Source organism: Amycolatopsis sp. 505, assembly GCF_031625235.1.
Classification (GTDB): domain Bacteria; phylum Actinomycetota; class Actinomycetes; order Mycobacteriales; family Pseudonocardiaceae; genus Amycolatopsis.
Window position 1 is genome coordinate 431006 of the sequence record NZ_JACKQP010000007.1, and the last position, 17208, is coordinate 448213.

Sequence of the window (17208 nt, forward strand, 5' to 3'; positions counted from 1 at the left end):
TGCCTCTCCTCCTACTCGCCCTGGAACTCCGGCGGGCGGCGTTCCAGGAAGGCCTGGACCGCCTCGCCGAGGTCCTTGCTGGGCAGGAACGCCGAGTTCCACGCCGCGACGTACCGGAGGCCGTCGGCGACCTGGCGCTCGGTGTTCGCCGCCAGTACCTGCTTCGTACCCTGCACCACCAGCGGCGGGTTCGCAGCGATCTCGCCGGCGAGTTCGCGGGCGGCCGTCAGCAGCGCCTCCTGGTCCGGGTGGACGTCGTTCACCAGGCCGATCTTCTCGGCGCGGGCGGCGTCGACGTCCTTGCCGGTGAGGGCGAGCTCGCGCAGGTGCCCCTCGCCGATGATCGAGGCGAGCCGCTGGAGGCTCCCGAGGTCGGCGACGATGGCGACGCGCACCTCGCGGACGCTGAACTTGGCGTCGGCGCTGGCCAGGCGGACGTCGGCGGCCGCGACGACATCGACCCCGCCGCCGATGCACCAGCCCGAAACGGCCGCGACGACCGGTTTGCGGCATTCCGCGATCGAGCTGACCGCCGCCTGCAGCGAGCGGACCTGGTCGAGGAACGCCGTCCGCGGGCCGGCCAGGTTGTCCCCGCCCAGCATCGGCGCCCAGTCGCCCATCATCGCGGGCAGGTCCAGGCCGTAGGAGAAGTGTTTGCCGCTGCCGGTCAGCACCACGGCCCTGACCTGCGGGTCGGCGTCCAGCGCGCGGAAGACCAGGGGCAGCTCGCGCCAGAAGTCCGGGCCCATCGCGTTGCCCTTGGAGGGGCCGAGAAGCGTCACTTCGGCCACATGGCCGGCGACGTCGACCTTGAGGGACACCAGGTCGGGCAGACTGTCAGCAGTAGCGGTCATGGGGCCATCTTGACCCATGCCCGCGGCCACCCGCCATTGGCACCTTGTCAATTGCCCCTCGGGTCACTGTGCCAACCCGGCCGGGGGATGCTTTCCTGAAAGAACCGGCACCGACACGGGGAGGACGGTGGGACATGAGCCCGGCCAGCGCGACCGCGATCGAGTCCGAACCCCCGTCCGCCCCGGTCCGGCGGGCCTCCCGCCCGATCGAGCTGACCGGCTCGTTCGACCACGAAGGCCACCGGCTCTGGTACACCGAGTTCGGCAGCGGCGACAAGGTCGTCGTCCTCACCCACGGGATCATGCTGACCCGCCGGATGCACGCGCCCCTCGCCCGCCGGCTGGCCCGTGCCGGCTTCCGGGTGATCACCCTCGACCTGCTCGGCCACGGCGACTCCGACCGGCCGACCGAGTCGTGGCTGTACTCGATGCCGTCGTTCGCCGAGCAGACCCTGGCCCTGCTCGATCACCTCGAGGTGGACTCCGCCGTGATCGGCGGGACGTCGCTGGGCGCGAACGTCTCCCTGGAGGTGGCGGTGCAGGCGCCCGCGCGGGCGCGGGGGCTGATCGTCGAGATGCCGGTGCTGGACAACGCGATCGTCGCCGGGCTGGTCACCTTCGCGCCGCTGCTGATGGCGGCCCGGTTCCTGCCGTTCACCGTGCAGGCGGTGGCGCTGGCGGCCTCGGTGGTCCCGCACGGCAACCAGTGGGTCGACGTCGTCACGGACACGCTCTCCCAGCGCCCGGCCCCGATGGCGGCGCTGCTGCACGGGGTGCTGTTCGGCCGGATCGCGCCGCCGAAGTCGGTGCGCCGCAAGATTTCGACGCGCGCGCTGGTGATCGGTCACCAGGGCGACCCGATCCACCCGTTCGGCGACGCGGACACCCTGGCCGTCGACATGCCGGACGCGGAGTTCGTCCAGGCCCGCAGCCCGGTCGAGCTGCGGTTCGACCCGACCCGGTTGTCGGACGCGATCCGGGATTTCGCCGCGAGCTGCTACGAGAACTGACATCCTTCGCCCATGCCTTTGGTGTGGGTGACCGGCAACGCGGGAGCGGGCAAGTCGGCGGTCTGCGCGCTGCTGAAGGAGCGGGGCGAGCTCGCGGTCGACGCGGACAACGAGGGCTACCACCACTGGGCGGACCGGACGACCGGCGAAGTCGTCATCGACCCGCCCGACCCGGTGCCGGCGGGCTGGCTCGACCGCTTCGGCTGGCGGATCAGCCGCGCGAAGGTCGAAGCCCTGGCGGCGCGGACGGCCGGCGGGGTCGCGTTCTTCTGCGGCTGCCCCGAGAACCACGAGGACGTGCGGGACCTGTTCGACCTCGTGATCTGCCTGGTGATCGACGAGGACACGCTCCGCCACCGGCTCCTGACCCGCACGTCGAACAGCTTCGGCAAGCACCCCGAGGAGCTGGCCGCGGCCCTCGCCGACAACGCCTACCTCCACCCCGGCGCCACGATCGTCGACGCCACCCGCCCCCTCCCCGAAGTCGCCGACGCCATCCTCACCGCGGCCCGGCTCCCGCGTGATGGAAACGCCGGCTCGCGTGATTGGAAAGCCAACTCGCGTGATTGAAGGGTCGACACGACGTCCGGCCGAAGCCTTGCCGTGTCGACCCTCCAATCACGGGTGTCGACCCTTCGATCACGGGTGTCGACTCCCGGATCACGCGGGAATCCGGTCAGGAGACGGGGGCGAGGCCGGCCACCGGGCCGATCACGATCACCGCGGGCGGGCGGACGCCGGAGGCGGCCGCGTCGGTGACCACCGTGTCCAAAGTGGACCGGAGGGAGCGCTGGGTGCGCATCGTGCCGTCCTCGATGATCGCCACCGGGGTGTCGGCCGGGCGGCCGCCGTCCAGGAGGGCCTTCGCGAACTGCGGGAGCCGCTCGACGCCCATCATCAGGACGATCGTGCCGCGCATGCGGGCCAGCAGCTCCCAGTCCACCAGGGACCGGTCGTCGCCGGGGGCGACGTGGCCGGAGACCACCACCACCTCGTGCGCGACGCCGCGGTGGGTGACCGGGACGTCCGCGACCGCCGGGACGGCGAACGCGCTCGTGATGCCCGGGACCATCGTGACCGGGACGCCCGCCTCGGCGCAGGCCAGCACCTCTTCGAAGCCGCGGCCGAACAGGTACGGGTCGCCGCCCTTGAGGCGGACGACGAACTTGCCCTCCTTGGCGCGCTCGATCAGCGTGCTGTTGATGACGTCCTGGCTGGCCGCGCGGCCGTACGGGATCTTCGCGGCGTCGACGATCTCGACCTCGGGCGCGAGCTCGTCGAGCAGCTCGCGGGGCGCCAGCCGGTCCACCACGACGACGTCCGCGCGCGAGAGCAGGCGCCGGCCGCGGACCGTGATCAGCTCCGGGTCGCCCGGGCCGCCGCCGACCAGCGCCACGCCGGGCAGGGTGCCCTCCGGGTGCGGACGGCGGCCGTCTTCGATCGTGCCGTTGTGCAGGCCGTCGAGCATCGAGTCGCGGACCGCCGCCGAGCGCAGCGGCTCGCCACCGGAGAGCACGCCGAACAGCAGGCCGCCGTGCCGTCCGGACGCCGGGGTCACCGCCGAACCCGACTCGCCTTCGTCGGCGCGGACGCAGAACACCCGCTCCCGCTCGGCTTCGGCGCAGACGGCGGCGTTCACCTCGGGGTCGTTCGTGCAGGCCAGCGCGTACCAGGCGTCGCGGAGGTCGCCGTCCTGATAACGCCGTTCGTGCCAGACGAGCTCGCCCGCGTCCACCATCCCCTGCACCGACGGCGTCGTGTGCGGCGACACCAGTTCGACGCGGGCGCCCGCGCTGATCAGCCGGGGCAGCCGGCGCTGGGCCACGGAACCGCCGCCGATCATCACGACGCGGCGGCCGCTCAGCTGGAGGCCGGAGAGGTAGTGCGGGTCGTCCATGCGCGGGAGTTTATTGGCGAGCGAGCCCCGCGCCAGCCCAGCGTGGGTCATGCCACGCGGAAGACCGGCCCGCGGGCCACGAACGGCAGCCGCGCGCCCCGCGGCACCAGGTACGCGTGCTCCCGCCGCGGCCGGACGTGGTCGCACTGCGCGTCGGTGATGATCAGGATCGGCCCGTCCGCCGGGAAGTCCGCGGCCCGCTGCAGCAGGTCGACGCCGGGCTGCAGGATGGTCCCGCCGCGCCCGCGGACCTCGACCCGGCCCGCGATGTCCTCGACCGCGAGGTAGCCGGCGTCGTAGGCGACGGCGTCGCAGAACACCACGCGCGCCGCCGGGACGTCCCGGGCCAGCGCGTACGACGCGATCGCGCCCAGCGCCTTGCCGAGCAGCTCCGCGTTCATCGACCCCGAGGTGTCCAGCACCACGCCGAAGGTGACGCGCCGGTCGAGGCGGTCCGGCCGGACGCGGCCCGGACGCGGGATGTCCGGCGTCGACGACTGGCGGCGCGACGCCCGCGCGTAGCTGCGCACCGGCAGCTCCACCCGGACGTGCTCGTCGAACCAGCGGGCCAGCTGCGCGTCCCACGGCAGCGGCGGGTGGTCGAGGGCCCGGATCTCCTGCTCCAGCCCGGCCGGCAGCAGCCCGCGGCCCTGCGCGCGGTGGTACTCCAGGCCCTGGGTGAGCGCCCGGCGGTAGAACTCGTCGAGGTCGACGCCCCGGGTGCGGTCGTCCCACGGCGCGGGTCGCGGGTCCCGGCGCGAGGAGCGCCGCCGGACCGCGTCCGGTGCGGACAGCCAGTCGCCGAGGACGTCCCCGGCCTCGCGCGAGCCCAGGGTCACCAGCTTCCGGGCCCGCCGGAGGTCGGTGGTGAGCGTGTCGTACACCGACTCCGCGGACATCCCGGTGAGCTGCTGGTCGTGCAGGCTGCCGTGGGGCAGCTCGCCCACGCCCATCGCCACGAGCCAGCCGTTGATCACGTAGTCGCAGGCGACGTTCCACAGGTAGGGCTCGCGGCCGAGGGCCCGCCGGTCGTGCCGCAGCGCCGCGTGCAGCATCTCGTGGGCCAGCACGAACCGCCACTCCTCGGCGGTGAGGTCGGCGGCCGGGTTGACGTAGATTTCGCCGTGCTCGGCGTCGACCGCGGCCAGGGAGATGTCCCACGCGCGGACCACTTCGGCGTCGACGACCAGGGTGAACCCGGCCGCGACCGCGCCGAGCAGCGGGAACGACGAGACGAACCAGGACAGCGCGCGGTCCCACTCCCCCATCGCCCGCCGGTGGCGGGTCCGGCCGCGCGCGTCGGCGGCGCGTTCCATGGCCTCGGTGGCCGAGGCGATCAGCCCGCGGGCGAACCGTTCGGTCCAGGGCGTCGGCTTGCCGTGGTAGTGCAGCTGCCAGCGGGACATCGGCTCCCCGAGCACCAGGCACGGCCGGCCGGTGCCCAGGTCGGCGAACGGCGCCGGGACGCCCGTTTCCCGCCAGGCGCGGGTCAAGGCCGCCTCCTCGGTGCCCGGGAGTTCGGGCAGGTCCAGCACCGGGGTCCCGAGGTGCACCGCCTCCGCGAACCGGTGGACGGCGACGCAGCACGCGGCGGCGTAGACCGGGTCGACGTCACGGCCCGGCGTGACCGCTTCGGCCTCGGTGAGCCGGTCTTCGTCGAGGTGGCCGAGGCCGAGGTGGAGCAGCAGGTGGGCGAAGACCCACGCCCACTCGTCCGCGTCGGCGACCCGGCCGCGGTTCGGCGTGATCACCCCGCGGTCGCTGACGACGGCCCAGCCGCCGCCGCTCGTCCGGCTCAGGTTCGCGCCGCGGGCCAGGTGCTCGAGAACGGGGTGGCCGCGGACGTGGGCCCAGCCGTCCTCGATCGCCTTGTTCCGGCGCTCGCGGCGCTCGGCCTCGGCGCGGGCGTTGCTCATGCGCGGGCCGCCACCAGCCGCGGCAGGTCACGGACGGCTTCGACGAGGAACCACGCCGGCAGCCGCGGATTGCCGGCTTCGTCGTCGGCGATGACCAGCTGGGCCATCTCGAGGGAGATCTCGGCCAGCTCGACCAGGAGGCTCTTCGCGCGGAAGGCGAACTGGCGCACGGCCGCCGAGGCGTGCCGCTTGTCCGCGGGCAGGTCCTTGACCAGCCGGGCGCGGAACGTCTCGGCGAGGAAGTAGAGCAGATCGCGGTCGGCCGGTTCGGCGGGCCAGCGCGCGTCGCCCTTGAGGATCGCCTCCAGGTCGAAGGCGTGCCGGGCCACCTTGAGGTACGCGCGGAACGAGCCGGCGTGCGCCGGGGTGAGGGTCGCGTACGCCAGCAGCGCGACCGTCTCGTCGTCGGCGGGGTCACCCGCGGAGTGCAGGAGGTCCGAGAGCATGTGCCAGGACCGCGGCGTCGAGAACGGCTCCTCGGTCTTCGGCGGCGGGCTCCACAGGTGGTCCGGGCGCTGGGTGAGGTACTCGACCACCCACGGGTGGATGCCGTTCCCGGCGGCCCAGGCGAGCCAGTCGCCCGGCGCGGCCCGCAGGTGGACGTGCACGAGGCGGTTGACCAGGGCCGAGGCCATCGGCCGGGCCAGGGCCTGGTCGGTAGCGCGGTTGCCGGCGCCGATCACGACCGAGCCCGCCGGCAGCTCGTAGGAGCCGATGCGACGGTCGAGGATGAGCGAGTAGAACGCCTTCTGGACGTCGGGTGCGGCGGCGTTCAGCTCGTCGAGGAACAGGCAGTACGGCTCGTCGCGGGCGATCTGCTCGGGCGGGCAGAACCGGCTGCGGCCGCCGGTGATCTGCGGGACGCCGATCAGGTCCTCGGGGGCGAGCTGGGTGCCCAGCAGCGAAACGCAGTCCAGGCCCAGCGACGCGGCGAAGTCGCGCACCAGCGAGGACTTCCCGATCCCGGGCGCGCCCCAGAGGAACACCGGCCGCACGACGGCGGTGGTGAGCAGGAGCTCGGGCAGCCGGGCGGGCGTGACCGTGAGCTGGGCGTGCAAGCGTGGACCTCCGGTGCATCAGGACATCCCCCTGCGACGCCCCCTTTCGTGCGCCCATGGTCGCGCGCCGCCCGGCTTCGCGCATCCGATTTAGTTCGCGCGGCCCGCGGACGGGTACGGCAGCAGGGCCATCTCGCGCGCGTTCTTGATCGCCGTGGCGACCTGTTTCTGTTGCTGCGGCGTCAATCCCGTCACCCGGCGGGCGCGGATCTTGCCGCGGTCGGAAACGAACTTCCGCAGCAGGTCGACGTCTTTCCAGTCGACGTGGGTGATCTTGTTGGCGTGCAACAGGTTCACCTTGCGCTTGCCCGGGCGGTCGCGGTGCGGCTTCGGCATCCGGCTCACCAGCTCGACTTCGCCACGCCGGGCAGCTCACCGCGGTGCGCGGCCTGCCGCACCTTCACCCGCGACAGCCCGAACTTCCGCAGGTACCCCCGCGGACGGCCGTCCGCGGCGTCCCGGTTGCGGATCCGCGTCGGGCTCGCGTCGCGCGGCAGTTTCTGCAGCGCGACGACCGCGTCCGCCTTCTCCTGCGGCGACGACGCGGGCGAGGCGATGACGGCCTTCAGCGCGCGGCGGCGTTCGACGTACCGCGCGGCGATCACCTTCCGCTGCTCGTTCTTCGCGATCTTCGACTTCTTGGCCATCAGCGCTCTTCCTTGAACTCGACGTGCTTGCGCGCGACCGGGTCGTACTTGCGCAGGACCATGCGGTCCGGGTCGTTGCGGCGGTTCTTCTTGGTGACGTACGTGTAGCCGGTGCCCGCGGTGGACCGCAGCTTGACGATCGGCCGGACGTCGGTGCTCTTCGCCATTACAGCTTCACCCCCTTCGCCTTCAGCTCGGCGACGACGGCCTCGATGCCGCGCTTGTCGATCGTCTTCATGCCCTTGGCGGACACGCGCAGCCGCACCCAGCGGCCTTCGCTCGGCACGAAGTAGCGACGGTTCTGCAGGTTCGGCTCCCACCGCCGGGACGTACGGCGGTGCGAGTGCGAGACCTGCTTGCCGTAGCCCGGCTTGCGGCCGGTGACCTGGCACACGGCGGACAAAGGCCCTCCCGAGTTGATAGTGGTTTTCGTTTTCATTTACTGTAGCGCACCGTACCCCGCCCGCATTCCTGGAGCACCTGTGACCCACCACCCCCGCGTCCCGCTCGTCCTCGTGAGCGGTCTGGTCGCCGGGCCGAACGCCGCGCTCGCCGAGCTGCTGCGCGCGGCCGGGCCCGGCACCGCCGTCGTCCACCACGACCTGCGCGAGATCCACTCCGGCGTCGTCCGCCGCCGGCTGCGGCTGGGCGAGCGCGACGAGCTGACCGTGCTCGAACTGGCCCACGGCTGCGTGTCCTGCACCCTGCGGGAGGACCTGCTCCCGCTGCTGCGGCGGCTGGCCCGGCGCCCGGAGGTGACCCGGATCGTCGTCCGGCTCGACGAGGCGATGGAGCCGGAGCCGGTGAGCTGGGCGATCCGGAACGTCCTGGTCGGCGACCACCCGGTGAGCGAGGACGTCGACCTGCGGGCCGTCCTGACCGTCGTCGACTGCGCGACCTGGCTCGCCGACGCGACCGGCGACGACGAGCTGGCCGACCGGAACCTGCAGGGCAGCCCCGAGGACGAGCGGACGGTCGCCCAGGTCGCGCTGGCCCAGGTGGAGTTCGCCGACGTCCTGGTGCTGGCCGGCGCGGCCACCGACGCGTGGAGCGCCGCGAAGGCGTCCGCGGTGCTCGACCGGGTGGCGCCGTCGATCCCCCGGGTCGAGCTGGCCCGGATCGACGGCGCGGGCGTGCTCGACGCCGTCCCGGCGAACGCCCGCCGCGGCGAGGTGACCGACATGCACGGCGCGCTGCTGCGCGGCGAACCGCCGTGGCACGACGACTGCGGCATCGCCCTGCTGACCTTCACCGCGCGGCGGCCGTTCCACCCCGCGCGCCTGCACGAGGCCCTCGACGTGCTGCTCGACGGCGTCGTCCGCACCCGCGGGCGCGCGTGGGTGGCCAGCCAGCCCGATGTCGCGTTCTGGATCGAGTCGGCCGGCGGCGGGCTGGGCCTCGGTCACGCCGGGCCGTGGCTCGCGTCGCCGGATGGTCCGAAGTGGACGGATGTCTCCCCCGAGCGGCGGACGCTGGCGTCCCTGCGCTGGGACCCGGTGCACGGCGACCGCGCTCAGGAACTCGTCGTGGTGACGGACCAGACAACGCCGGACGAGATCGACGCGGCCCTGCGCGGCGCTCTACTGACCGACGAAGAGCTCGCGGCCGGGCCGGAAGCCTGGGCGCACTACCCCGACCCGTTCGGCGGCTGGCACGAGGAACCGTGCGAGGACGCCGAACCCGACCCCGCGCGGCACTCCGCGGCGAACCGGAAGGAAGAACGATGAAGACCGGAATCCACCCCGACTACCACCCCGTGGTGTTCAAGGACTCGGCCACCGGGGACGCGTTCCTGACCCGCTCCACGATCACCTCCGACAAGACGATCGAGTGGTCCGACGGCCGCACCTACCCGCTGGTCGTGGTCGACATCAGCGCGTGGTCGCACCCGTTCTGGACCGGCACCCAGCGGATCATGGACAGCGCCGGCCAGGTCGAGAAGTTCCACCGCCGCTACGGGAAGCGAGGCACGCGCTGATGGCCGTCCCCAAACGGAAGACGTCGCGCAGCAACACCCGGTCCCGGCGGTCGCGGTGGAAGGCCGCCGTGCCGGATCTGGTGCCGATCACGGTCGACGGCACGGTGCGGCTGGTCCCGCGCCGGCTGATGAAGCACTTGCACGGGCAGTGAGCGTTCCGGTCACCGTCCTGTCCGGGTTCCTCGGCGCGGGCAAGACGACGCTGCTCAACCACATCCTGGCCGGCCGGGCGGGCCTGCGGGTCGCGGTGATCGTCAACGACATGAGCGAAGTGAACATCGACGCCGCACTGGTCCGCTCGCAGGAGCGGCTGGTCGAACTGACCAACGGGTGCATCTGCTGCACCCTGCGGGAGGACCTCCTGGAAGAGGTCGCGGGGCTGTGCGCGGACGACCGCTTCGACCACGTGCTGATCGAGTCGAGCGGCATCTCCGAGCCGATGCCGGTCGCGGCGACGTTCACCTTCCTGGAGGAGGTCGCGCACCTCGACACGATGGTGACGGTGGTGGACGCGGCGAACTTCGCCCGCGAGCTGGCGGCCGGCGACTCCCTGGCGGAGCGCCGGCTCGACCAGTACGCCGGGGACGAGCGGACGGTGAGCGACCTGCTGGTGGACCAGATCGAGTTCGCCGACGTCCTGCTGCTGAACAAGACGGACCTGACCCCAAACGTCGACCGGCTCGTGGCGGTCCTGCGGCGGCTGAACCCGGCCGCCGACGTCGTCACGGGCCGCTTCGGGAAGGTGCCGCTCGAGCGGGTGTTCGGGACGGGCCGGTACGACGCCGTCCGGGCGCAGGAGGCGCCGGGCTGGGTGGCCGAGCTGAACGGCGACCACGTGCCGGAGACCGAGGAGTACGGCATCTCCAGCGTGGTGTTCCGCGCTTCTCGCGCGTTCGACCCGGCGGCGCTGTGGGACTTCGTGGCCCGGCGGCTGGATTCCGGCGAGTTCGGGACGGTGCTGCGGTCGAAGGGGTTCTTCACGCTGGCGTCCCGGCCCGGGGTGACCGGTCTGTGGTCCCAGGCGGGCACGGTGGCGCGCTTCGAGCCCCAGGGCGTGGCGGCCGGGCCGCGGCAGGAGCTGGTGTTCATCGGCGTCGACCTCGCCGGGGAGGCTCTGCTCGCCGCCCTGGACGGCTGCCTCGGCGACGCGACCGGGCCGGACCTCTTCCCGGAGTGGGAGCCGGTCCACCTGCACTGAACCGGCGAGCTCCGGGGTTCAGTGGTCGTCGTAGTGGTCCTCGTGGACGGCGTGGCGGTGGCCGTCGTGGACGTAGTCGACGTGGTCGCCGTGCGGGACCGCCATGTGGCCGCAGCCGTCGCCGTGGGTGTGGTCGTGGCCCGTGTGCGGGACGTGGCCGGTGATTTCGCACTCGTCGAAGTGGCCGTCGTGGGCGCGGTGCAGGTGGCCCTCGTGCACGTAGTCCACGTGGTCGCCGTGCGGGATCGTCGCGTGGCCGCAGCCTTCGCGGTGGACGTGGTCGTGGCCGGCGTGCTCGACGTGCAGGGTGGTCATCGGCGGTCCTTCCGGGGTGTGTCCATTTCGGACGGTAACACCGGAACCGCGGCGAAACCTCCCGGCTCACCCGATAGCGGCGCCGAAGTCCGAGTTGATCAACCCAGGTTTATCAGTCTAGGTTGACGATCGTGACGGACGAGGAGCTCCTCCAGGCGAGCGCCGACCTGCGCGTCGCGCTCGGCCGGCTGGTCCGGCGGCTGCGCCAGAGCTACGTCGCCGGCGAACCGACCCTGCCCGAACGCTCGGTCCTGTCCCGGCTCGACCGCGACGGCCCGGCCACCCCGGGCTGCCTGGCTGACCTCGAACGCGTCAAACCGCAGGCCATGGGCGTCACCCTGGCCGGGCTGGTCGAGCGGGGGCTCGTCGAGCGGCGCAAGGACGACTCCGACGGCCGCAAGGTCCTCATGTCGGTCACCGAAACCGGCGTCAAGCTGCTCACCGACCGGCGGTCGCAGACCACCCGGCGGATGGCGGCCGCGCTCGCCGGGAAGTTCACCGCGGCCGAGCAGCGCGAGCTGATCGCGGCCATCCCGCTGATCGAGCGGCTGGCGGACGAGCTGTGAGCTACAAGTGGGTCGCGCTGTCGAACACCACGCTCGGCGTGCTGATGTCCGCGCTCGACGGCTCGATCGTCATCATCTCGCTGCCGGCGATCTTCCGCGGCATCGGGCTCGACCCGCTCGCCGCGGGCAACATCGGCTACCTGCTCTGGATGATCCTCGGCTACCTGCTGGTGCAGGCCGTGCTGGTGGTGACACTGGGGCGGCTCGGCGACATGTTCGGCCGGGTCAAGATGTACAACATCGGCTTCGTCGTGTTCAGCGCCGCGTCGGTCGCCCTGTCCTTCGACCCGTTCCACGCCGGCGCCGGGGCGCTCTGGCTGATCGGCTGGCGGGTCGTGCAGGCCGTCGGCGGGTCGATGCTGACGGCGAACTCGGCGGCCATCCTCACCGACGCCTTCCCCGCCGAACAGCGCGGGATGGCGCTGGGCGTCAACCAGATCACCGCGCTCGCCGGGCAGTTCCTCGGCCTGGTCGTCGGCGGGCTCCTGGCCGAGATCGACTGGCGCGCGGTGTTCTGGGTCAGCGTCCCGTTCGGCCTGCTCGGCACGATCTGGTCGATCCGCAGCCTCCGCGAAGTCGGGACACCGCAGCGGGCGAAAGTCGACTGGGGCGGCAACGTCACGTTCGCGGCCGGGACCGCGCTGGTGCTGGCCGCGATCACCTACGGCATCCAGCCCCACGGCGGCGCGGCCACCGGCTGGGGCAACCCGTGGGTGCTCGGCGGGATCGGCGCCGGTGTCCTGCTGCTCCTGCTGTTCGGCGTCATCGAGACGCGCGTCGCCGCGCCGATGTTCCAGCTCGGCCTGTTCCGGATCCGCGCGTTCGCCGCCGGCAACATCGCCGCGTTGCTGACTTCGGTCGCGCGTGGTGGCATGCAGTTCATGCTCATCATCTGGCTGCAGGGGATCTGGCTGCCCCTGCACGGCTACGACTACGAGCAGACGCCGCTGTGGGCGGGCATCCACCTGCTGCCGCTGACCGTCGGGTTCCTGATCGCCGGTCCGGTGTCCGGGTACCTGTCCGACCGCTTCGGTGCCCGGCCGCTGGCCACCGGCGGCCTGCTCCTGGTCGCCGCGGCGTTCCTCGGCCTGCTGGCCCTGCCGGTGGACTTCCCGTACCCGGCGTTCGCGGCGCTGCTCGTGCTGAGCGGCATCGGCCAGGGCATGTTCGCCGCGCCCAACACCTCGGCGATCATGAGCAGCGTCCCGACCGAGCAGCGCGGCGTCGCCTCCGGCATGCGGGCGACGTTCCAGAACTCCGGGACGTCGCTGTCGATCGGCGTGTTCTTCTCGCTGATGATCGCCGGGCTGGCGGCGTCGCTGCCGCAGACGCTGACCGGCGGGCTGCAGGCCCACGGCGTCCCGGCCCCGGTCGCCGACGGCGTCGCCCAGCTGCCGCCGGTGAGCACGCTGTTCGCCGCGTTCCTCGGCAGCAACCCGGTCGGGCACCTGCTCGGCCCGGACGTCCTGGCCGGGCTCGCGCCGGCCGACCGGGCCACCCTCACCGGCGGCTCGTTCTTCCCGCAGCTGGTGTCCGGGCCGTTCCACCACGGCCTGGTGGTCGTGTTCACCGCGGCCGCGGCGATGGCCGTCGTCGCCGCGATCGCTTCCGCTTCCCGCGGCGCGAAGTTCGTCCACACCCCCGAACGAGCGAAGGAGACCCGATGACCGACGAGATCATCGCCGGGACCGTCACCATCACCGGCCACGGCGGCGACGAACTCGAGGCGTACCTGGCCAAACCGACCGACGACACCCCGCGCGGCGGCGTCGTGGTGATCCACCACCTGCCCGGCTACGACGGACCGACGAAGGAGATGGTGCGCCGCTTCGCCGTCGAGGGCTACAACGCGCTCTGCCCGAACTTGTACACGCGAGAGGCACCGGGCGCGGACCCCGACGACGCGGCGGCAACGGTCCGCGCGGCGGGCGGCGTCCCCGACGACCGCCTGGTCGGCGACGTCTCGGGCGCGGCGGACTACCTGCGCGCGCTGGAGAACGCGAACGGCCGCATCGGTGTCATCGGGCACTGTTCGGGTGGCCGCCACGCATTCCTGTCGGCCTGCTCCCTGGACCTCGACGCGGCGGTGGACTGCTACGGCGCGTTCGTCGTCAACGACCCGCCGGAGACGCTGAAGCAGATGAAGCCGCTGCTCGGCCTGACGCCGCAGCTGTCCTGCCCGCTGCTGGGCATCTTCGGCGCGGATGACCAGTTCCCGAGTTCCGACGAGGTGGCCGTGCTGGCGGCGGAGCTGGAGAAGCACGGCAAGGAACACGAGTTCCACACCTACGCGGACGCCGGCCACGCGTTCTTCGCCGTCGACCGCCCGAGCTACCGCCCCGAAGCCGCCAAGGACGGCTGGGAACGGATTCTGGACTTCTACGCCCGCACGCTCACCGCCTGAGAGGACCCGCGCATGTGCACTTACCTGACGGAGAAGTTCGCGCTCGAAGGCAGCGGCAAGGGCGCCCGCGGCTGGTTCCGGTTGAGCGAGGGCACGGTGTACGTCGACCACCCGGTCCACGCCCCGTACGCGCACACGGTGAACATCGACTTCCGCAACCCGGCCTTGGGCGCTTCGGCGCGGGTGGCCGTGGAGCTGACCGAAGAGGACGCCCTGGCCCTGGCGGACGCGATCCACGCCGCCGTCAAGTCGGCGCCCGCCGGGCTGGCTTCGCGGAACCAGTGAAGCCGCGGCTCACCGGAAAACGCCGAGTCGGCGAGGCGGAGGAGGTCAGGATCCTCGGTGAGCAGCCGGAGCGCGAACCGGGCGTGGTCGGCCGCGGCCCCGCTCCGGTCCGCTTCCGGGTCCCGCTGCCGCAGCAGCCATAGGGAGATCACCCTCTGCGGGCTGGTCTCTCCGCCCGCCGCGCGGTGAGACGGCCGAACAGGTAGGTGAGACCCGATCCGGCCAGCGTCCCGCAGACCGCGATGCGGCTGGCGAGCACGGCGTTCATGCCGACAGCCTCCTACGGGGTGTAGAGCGCGCCCAGGAATTCCAGCAGCAGCCGCTCCCGCAACGGCGCCGGTGCCGTGGCGAGGAGCGCGTTGATCGGCGCCATCCGGTCCGGCAGGCCCGCACCACCGCCGAGGCCGGCCGCGGCGAGGAGGCCCGCGAACTGCTCCGACGTCAACGTCGCCGGGTCGAGGGCCGCCACGAACTCGGCGACGGCGGGGTCCACGACCACCGGTCCGGCGGCCCGCGCCGCGGCCACCGCCGCGGCCAGGTCGGTCAGGAACTCCTTCTCGCTGCCGTGGTTCGCCGCCGTCACCGTCAGGTGCAGGTTCGGCGGCGACGCCAGGTGAGCGAACTGCGGCTGGACGTACCAGCCACGCGCCTTCATCTCGTCGGCCACCGTGAACAGGTCGAAGCCGTCCTCGCCGGTGAACGCGATCAGGGTCGACACCGGGTCGCCCAGCACCCGCAGGCCCGGCACCTCCGCGATACCCGAGCGGATCCACGCAGTCGCCTCGCGCGCGGCCGAAGCCAGCTTCAGGTAGCCCTCGGCACCGAGGTGGTGCACCACCGCCCACGCCGCCGCCAGCGGGCCGCCCGAGCGGGTGCTCTGGATCGTCGTGTTCAGCATCGTGTAGCCCGGCCAGGCCGCGCTCGCGAAGTAGTGGGTGCGCCGCAGCTCCGCCGAAGCGTGCAGCAGCACCGACGTCCCTTTCGGGCAGTACGCGTACTTGTGCAGGTCCACCGAGATGCTCGTGACGCCGGGGACGCGGAAGTCGAACGGCGGGACGTCCGCGCCGAGCTGGGCGAAGTACGGCAGGACCCAGCCGCCGATGCAGGCGTCGACGTGCATCCGGACGCCGCGCTCGAGCGCCGCGGCCGCGATCGGGGCGATCGGATCGAGCACGCCGTGGGCGTACGACGGCGCGCTCGCCACGACCAGGACCGTCGAGTCGTCGATCGCCGCGGCCATCGCCGCCGGGTCGGCGCGGAAGGTCACCGGGTCGACCGGGACGTCGATGCGCCGCAGCCCGAACAGGTGGGCCGCCTTGTGGAACGCCGCGTGCGCGGTGGTCGGGAGCACGATCGAAGGCGCGGCCACCGCGGGGTGCGCGTCCCGGGCCGCCAGCACCGCCAGCAGGCACGATTCGGTCCCGCCGGAGGTCACCGAGCCGACCACTCCCGGCACCGAGCCGAGCAGCGCGGCCGCCGCGGCGACGAGGTCGTTCTCCATCTTCAGCAGGCTGGGGAACGCCGTCGGGTCCAGGCCGTTGGCCGACGACGCCAGCGCGTGCGCCGCCGCGCCCAGGGAGTCCACTTCGGACAGCCCGCTGTCGTAGACGTAGGCCAGGGTCCGGCCGCCGTGCGTCGGCAGGTCGCCCGCGCGCAGCTCGCGCAGCCGCGCGAGGACGTCCTCAGGCCGGCTCATGCCGCGGCTCCAGGACCGAACGCCGCAGCAGCGGCAGGGCCAGCGCGATCAGCACGCCCGGGATGACCGACGCGCCGACGAGGATGGCCACGATCGCGCTGTGCGGCTGGAACGCCGTGGCGTCCGTGCTGGACACGTACCCGCCGAACGCCAGGATCAGCGCCCAGAGCCCGCCGCCGAAGGCCAGGCCGAGGGTCTCCCCCGCGGTCCACACGCCCGCCGCGATCCCCGCGCGGGTCTCGCCGGTGCGGTCCTCTTCGGCGGTGATCAGGTCCGGCAGGATCGCCAGCGGGAACACCGAGATCCCGGCGTACCCGACGCCGCAGAGCGCCACGAAGACGAACGAGACGACCAGCGGGATCGACTGGGCGAACACCAGCCCCAGCAGCCCGACCGCGAACGCCGCCGTCGCCAGGCGGAAGCCGTTGAGCTTGCCGACCCGCTCGCCCAGCCGCGGCCACAGCGGCATGGTGACCAGCGCCGGGCCGACGAAGATGACGAACAGGATCGTGCCGTAGGCGTCGTCGCCGAGGATGCGCTGGGCGAAGAACGGGATGGCGGCGAGCACCGTGCCGATGCCGAGCGCCTGGATGAAGTACGTGCCGAGCAGCCAGCGGAACGGCCGCCAGCCGGCGAGCGTGCGGACGAGCTCCTTCAGGTTCACCGTGTTCGGCCGCAGCGAGCCGACCGGCGCGTCCTTGAGACCGAAGTAGACCAGCAGCGTCGCGGCCAGCACGATCAGCCCGATCACCACGGCCATGATCCGGTAGCCGGCGACCCCCTCGATCCCGGCGGTGATCGCCGGGGCGCCGCCGCCGCAGACCAGGATCGTCACGGCCAGCACGCCGATCCGGACGCTGGTGAGCTTCGTGCGCTCGGCCGCCGACTCGGTCAGCTCGGCGGGCAGCGCGTTGAACGGCACCTGGAACAGCGCGTACGCCGTGGCGCAGGCGGCGAACGTGATCGCCACGTACAGCGCGTCCGGCAGCGGGTCGCCGAAGCCGGGGTGGGCGAACATCGCCGCGAACAGGATCGCCACGCCGATGCCGCCGATCAGCAGGAAGCGCCGCCGGCTGCCGGTCTTGAGCAGGTCGGCGTCGGACAGCCGGCCCGCGATCGGGTTGAACAGCACGTCCCAGGCCTTGGGCACGAACACGATCGCCGCCGCCCAGCCCGCGGGCACGGCCATCGTGTCGGTCAGGTACTTCACCAGGACCAGGCCCGGGACCGTGCCGAAGGACCCGGTGACGAAGGAGCCGAGCGAATAGCGGAACCTCGTCCGGCCGGACAGCGTCGCCATGGTCCTCCTCGAATGGCTTACCGGGTGCCCGCATGAGTATTCGATCTCGGCGGACACCCGGTAGGGGTCGAGGGGAATCGTGCC

At 72.6% G+C, this 17208-nt stretch carries 21 protein-coding genes; 10 read left to right on the forward strand and 11 right to left on the reverse strand.

From position 1 onward, the window contains the following. Positions 1-11 precede the first annotated feature (11 nt). Entirely contained in the window at positions 12-854 is an 843-nt protein-coding gene (locus tag H5965_RS26960) for a crotonase/enoyl-CoA hydratase family protein (RefSeq protein ID WP_310973031.1), read from the reverse strand. 134 nt (positions 855-988) lie between these two features. On the opposite strand from H5965_RS26960, the gene H5965_RS26965 reads away from it, so the two are divergent. Then, on the forward strand, positions 989-1864 hold the full coding sequence (locus tag H5965_RS26965) for an alpha/beta fold hydrolase (RefSeq protein WP_310973032.1): 876 nt from the start codon (positions 989-991) through the stop codon (positions 1862-1864). 12 nt (positions 1865-1876) lie between these two features. Further along, positions 1877-2434, forward strand: a complete 558-nt coding sequence (locus H5965_RS26970) for an AAA family ATPase (RefSeq protein WP_310973033.1) — start codon at positions 1877-1879, stop codon at positions 2432-2434. A 106-nt stretch (positions 2435-2540) separates the two neighbouring features. On the opposite strand, the gene cobA is transcribed toward H5965_RS26970, so the two are convergent. The 7 genes from cobA to rpmB form a co-directional block, all read right to left on the reverse strand. Continuing rightward, a complete protein-coding gene (gene cobA / locus H5965_RS26975) occupies positions 2541-3761 on the reverse strand; it encodes a uroporphyrinogen-III C-methyltransferase (protein ID WP_310973034.1) in 1221 nt (406 codons plus the stop codon). A 47-nt stretch (positions 3762-3808) separates the two neighbouring features. Further along, positions 3809-5677, reverse strand: coding sequence for a DUF2201 family putative metallopeptidase (locus H5965_RS26980; RefSeq protein ID WP_310973035.1), 1869 nt, complete (start codon positions 5675-5677; stop codon positions 3809-3811). Next, positions 5674-6735 (reverse strand): MoxR family ATPase, encoded by a 1062-nt coding sequence (locus tag H5965_RS26985; RefSeq protein WP_310973036.1) that lies wholly within the window; start codon positions 6733-6735, stop codon positions 5674-5676. Before H5965_RS26985 ends, H5965_RS26980 begins: the two co-directional genes overlap by 4 nt. Before the next feature lie 90 nt (positions 6736-6825). Further along, positions 6826-7080 (reverse strand): 30S ribosomal protein S18, encoded by a 255-nt coding sequence (gene rpsR, locus H5965_RS26990; RefSeq protein WP_191306290.1) that lies wholly within the window; start codon positions 7078-7080, stop codon positions 6826-6828. Beyond that, positions 7077-7382, reverse strand: coding sequence for a 30S ribosomal protein S14 (gene rpsN / locus H5965_RS26995; RefSeq protein ID WP_310973037.1), 306 nt, complete (start codon positions 7380-7382; stop codon positions 7077-7079). The genes rpsR and rpsN overlap by 4 nt, the downstream gene beginning before the upstream one ends. Next, a complete protein-coding gene (gene rpmG, locus H5965_RS27000) occupies positions 7382-7549 on the reverse strand; it encodes a 50S ribosomal protein L33 (RefSeq protein ID WP_310973038.1) in 168 nt (55 codons plus the stop codon). The genes rpsN and rpmG overlap by 1 nt, the downstream gene beginning before the upstream one ends. Further along, positions 7549-7785, reverse strand: coding sequence for a 50S ribosomal protein L28 (gene rpmB, locus H5965_RS27005; protein ID WP_003091680.1), 237 nt, complete (start codon positions 7783-7785; stop codon positions 7549-7551). The genes rpmG and rpmB overlap by 1 nt, the downstream gene beginning before the upstream one ends. A gap of 79 nt (positions 7786-7864) precedes the next feature. On the opposite strand from rpmB, the gene mrf reads away from it, so the two are divergent. From mrf to H5965_RS27025, 4 genes are read left to right on the forward strand one after another with little or no spacing between them, the layout of a single operon-like run. Further along, positions 7865-9109, forward strand: a complete 1245-nt coding sequence (gene mrf, locus H5965_RS27010) for a ribosome hibernation factor-recruiting GTPase MRF (RefSeq protein WP_310973039.1) — start codon at positions 7865-7867, stop codon at positions 9107-9109. After that, positions 9106-9360 carry a type B 50S ribosomal protein L31 gene (locus tag H5965_RS27015; RefSeq protein ID WP_310973040.1) on the forward strand — a complete coding sequence of 85 codons (255 nt, stop codon included), beginning with the start codon at positions 9106-9108 and terminating at the stop codon, positions 9358-9360. The genes mrf and H5965_RS27015 overlap by 4 nt, the downstream gene beginning before the upstream one ends. Then, positions 9360-9512: a 50S ribosomal protein L32 gene (gene rpmF / locus H5965_RS27020; RefSeq protein ID WP_310973041.1), complete on the forward strand. Its 153-nt coding sequence runs from the start codon at positions 9360-9362 to the stop codon at positions 9510-9512. Before H5965_RS27015 ends, rpmF begins: the two co-directional genes overlap by 1 nt. Continuing rightward, entirely contained in the window at positions 9509-10558 is a 1050-nt protein-coding gene (locus H5965_RS27025; protein ID WP_310973042.1) for a GTP-binding protein, read from the forward strand. The genes rpmF and H5965_RS27025 overlap by 4 nt, the downstream gene beginning before the upstream one ends. Positions 10559-10576: 18 nt before the next feature. Here the strand turns inward: H5965_RS27025 and H5965_RS27030 are convergent, their stop codons facing one another. After that, complete coding sequence (locus tag H5965_RS27030; protein ID WP_310973043.1) at positions 10577-10873, reverse strand: hypothetical protein; 297 nt, start codon at positions 10871-10873, stop codon at positions 10577-10579. A 131-nt stretch (positions 10874-11004) separates the two neighbouring features. Between H5965_RS27030 and H5965_RS27035 the strand changes: the two genes are divergently transcribed. From H5965_RS27035 to H5965_RS27050, 4 genes are read left to right on the forward strand one after another with little or no spacing between them, the layout of a single operon-like run. Continuing rightward, the gene (locus H5965_RS27035) at positions 11005-11439 is read left to right on the forward strand and encodes a MarR family transcriptional regulator (RefSeq protein ID WP_310973044.1); all 435 of its coding nucleotides are present in this window, start codon (positions 11005-11007) and stop codon (positions 11437-11439) included. Further along, positions 11436-13106, forward strand: coding sequence for an MFS transporter (locus tag H5965_RS27040; protein ID WP_310973045.1), 1671 nt, complete (start codon positions 11436-11438; stop codon positions 13104-13106). Before H5965_RS27035 ends, H5965_RS27040 begins: the two co-directional genes overlap by 4 nt. Further along, positions 13103-13843, forward strand: a complete 741-nt coding sequence (locus H5965_RS27045; protein WP_310973046.1) for a dienelactone hydrolase family protein — start codon at positions 13103-13105, stop codon at positions 13841-13843. The genes H5965_RS27040 and H5965_RS27045 overlap by 4 nt, the downstream gene beginning before the upstream one ends. Positions 13844-13855: 12 nt before the next feature. Continuing rightward, on the forward strand, positions 13856-14128 hold the full coding sequence (locus H5965_RS27050) for a DUF6295 family protein (RefSeq protein ID WP_310973047.1): 273 nt from the start codon (positions 13856-13858) through the stop codon (positions 14126-14128). A 280-nt stretch (positions 14129-14408) separates the two neighbouring features. On the opposite strand, the gene H5965_RS27055 is transcribed toward H5965_RS27050, so the two are convergent. Both H5965_RS27055 and H5965_RS27060 read right to left on the reverse strand, forming a co-directional pair. Continuing rightward, positions 14409-15824, reverse strand: coding sequence for an aminotransferase class V-fold PLP-dependent enzyme (locus H5965_RS27055; protein ID WP_310973048.1), 1416 nt, complete (start codon positions 15822-15824; stop codon positions 14409-14411). Beyond that, positions 15811-17124, reverse strand: a complete 1314-nt coding sequence (locus H5965_RS27060; RefSeq protein WP_310973049.1) for an MFS transporter — start codon at positions 17122-17124, stop codon at positions 15811-15813. Before H5965_RS27060 ends, H5965_RS27055 begins: the two co-directional genes overlap by 14 nt. Between the last annotated feature and the right edge of the window lie 84 nt (positions 17125-17208).

What these genes read in the sequence shown, in the direction of transcription:
- H5965_RS26960 (WP_310973031.1), bottom strand. Translation starts at nt 854, where the DNA reads ATGACCGCTACTGCTGACAGTCTGCCCGACCTGGTGTCCCTCAAGGTC.
- H5965_RS26965 (WP_310973032.1), top strand. Translation starts at nt 989, where the DNA reads ATGAGCCCGGCCAGCGCGACCGCGATCGAGTCCGAACCCCCGTCCGCC.
- H5965_RS26970 (WP_310973033.1), top strand. Translation starts at nt 1,877, where the DNA reads ATGCCTTTGGTGTGGGTGACCGGCAACGCGGGAGCGGGCAAGTCGGCG.
- cobA (WP_310973034.1), bottom strand. Translation starts at nt 3,761, where the DNA reads ATGGACGACCCGCACTACCTCTCCGGCCTCCAGCTGAGCGGCCGCCGC.
- H5965_RS26980 (WP_310973035.1), bottom strand. Translation starts at nt 5,677, where the DNA reads ATGAGCAACGCCCGCGCCGAGGCCGAGCGCCGCGAGCGCCGGAACAAG.
- rpsN (WP_310973037.1), bottom strand. Translation starts at nt 7,382, where the DNA reads ATGGCCAAGAAGTCGAAGATCGCGAAGAACGAGCAGCGGAAGGTGATC.
- rpmG (WP_310973038.1), bottom strand. Translation starts at nt 7,549, where the DNA reads ATGGCGAAGAGCACCGACGTCCGGCCGATCGTCAAGCTGCGGTCCACC.
- H5965_RS27015 (WP_310973040.1), top strand. Translation starts at nt 9,106, where the DNA reads ATGAAGACCGGAATCCACCCCGACTACCACCCCGTGGTGTTCAAGGAC.
- rpmF (WP_310973041.1), top strand. Translation starts at nt 9,360, where the DNA reads ATGGCCGTCCCCAAACGGAAGACGTCGCGCAGCAACACCCGGTCCCGG.
- H5965_RS27030 (WP_310973043.1), bottom strand. Translation starts at nt 10,873, where the DNA reads ATGACCACCCTGCACGTCGAGCACGCCGGCCACGACCACGTCCACCGC.
- H5965_RS27045 (WP_310973046.1), top strand. Translation starts at nt 13,103, where the DNA reads ATGACCGACGAGATCATCGCCGGGACCGTCACCATCACCGGCCACGGC.
- H5965_RS27050 (WP_310973047.1), top strand. Translation starts at nt 13,856, where the DNA reads ATGTGCACTTACCTGACGGAGAAGTTCGCGCTCGAAGGCAGCGGCAAG.
- H5965_RS27055 (WP_310973048.1), bottom strand. Translation starts at nt 15,824, where the DNA reads ATGAGCCGGCCTGAGGACGTCCTCGCGCGGCTGCGCGAGCTGCGCGCG.
- H5965_RS27060 (WP_310973049.1), bottom strand. Translation starts at nt 17,124, where the DNA reads ATGGCGACGCTGTCCGGCCGGACGAGGTTCCGCTATTCGCTCGGCTCC.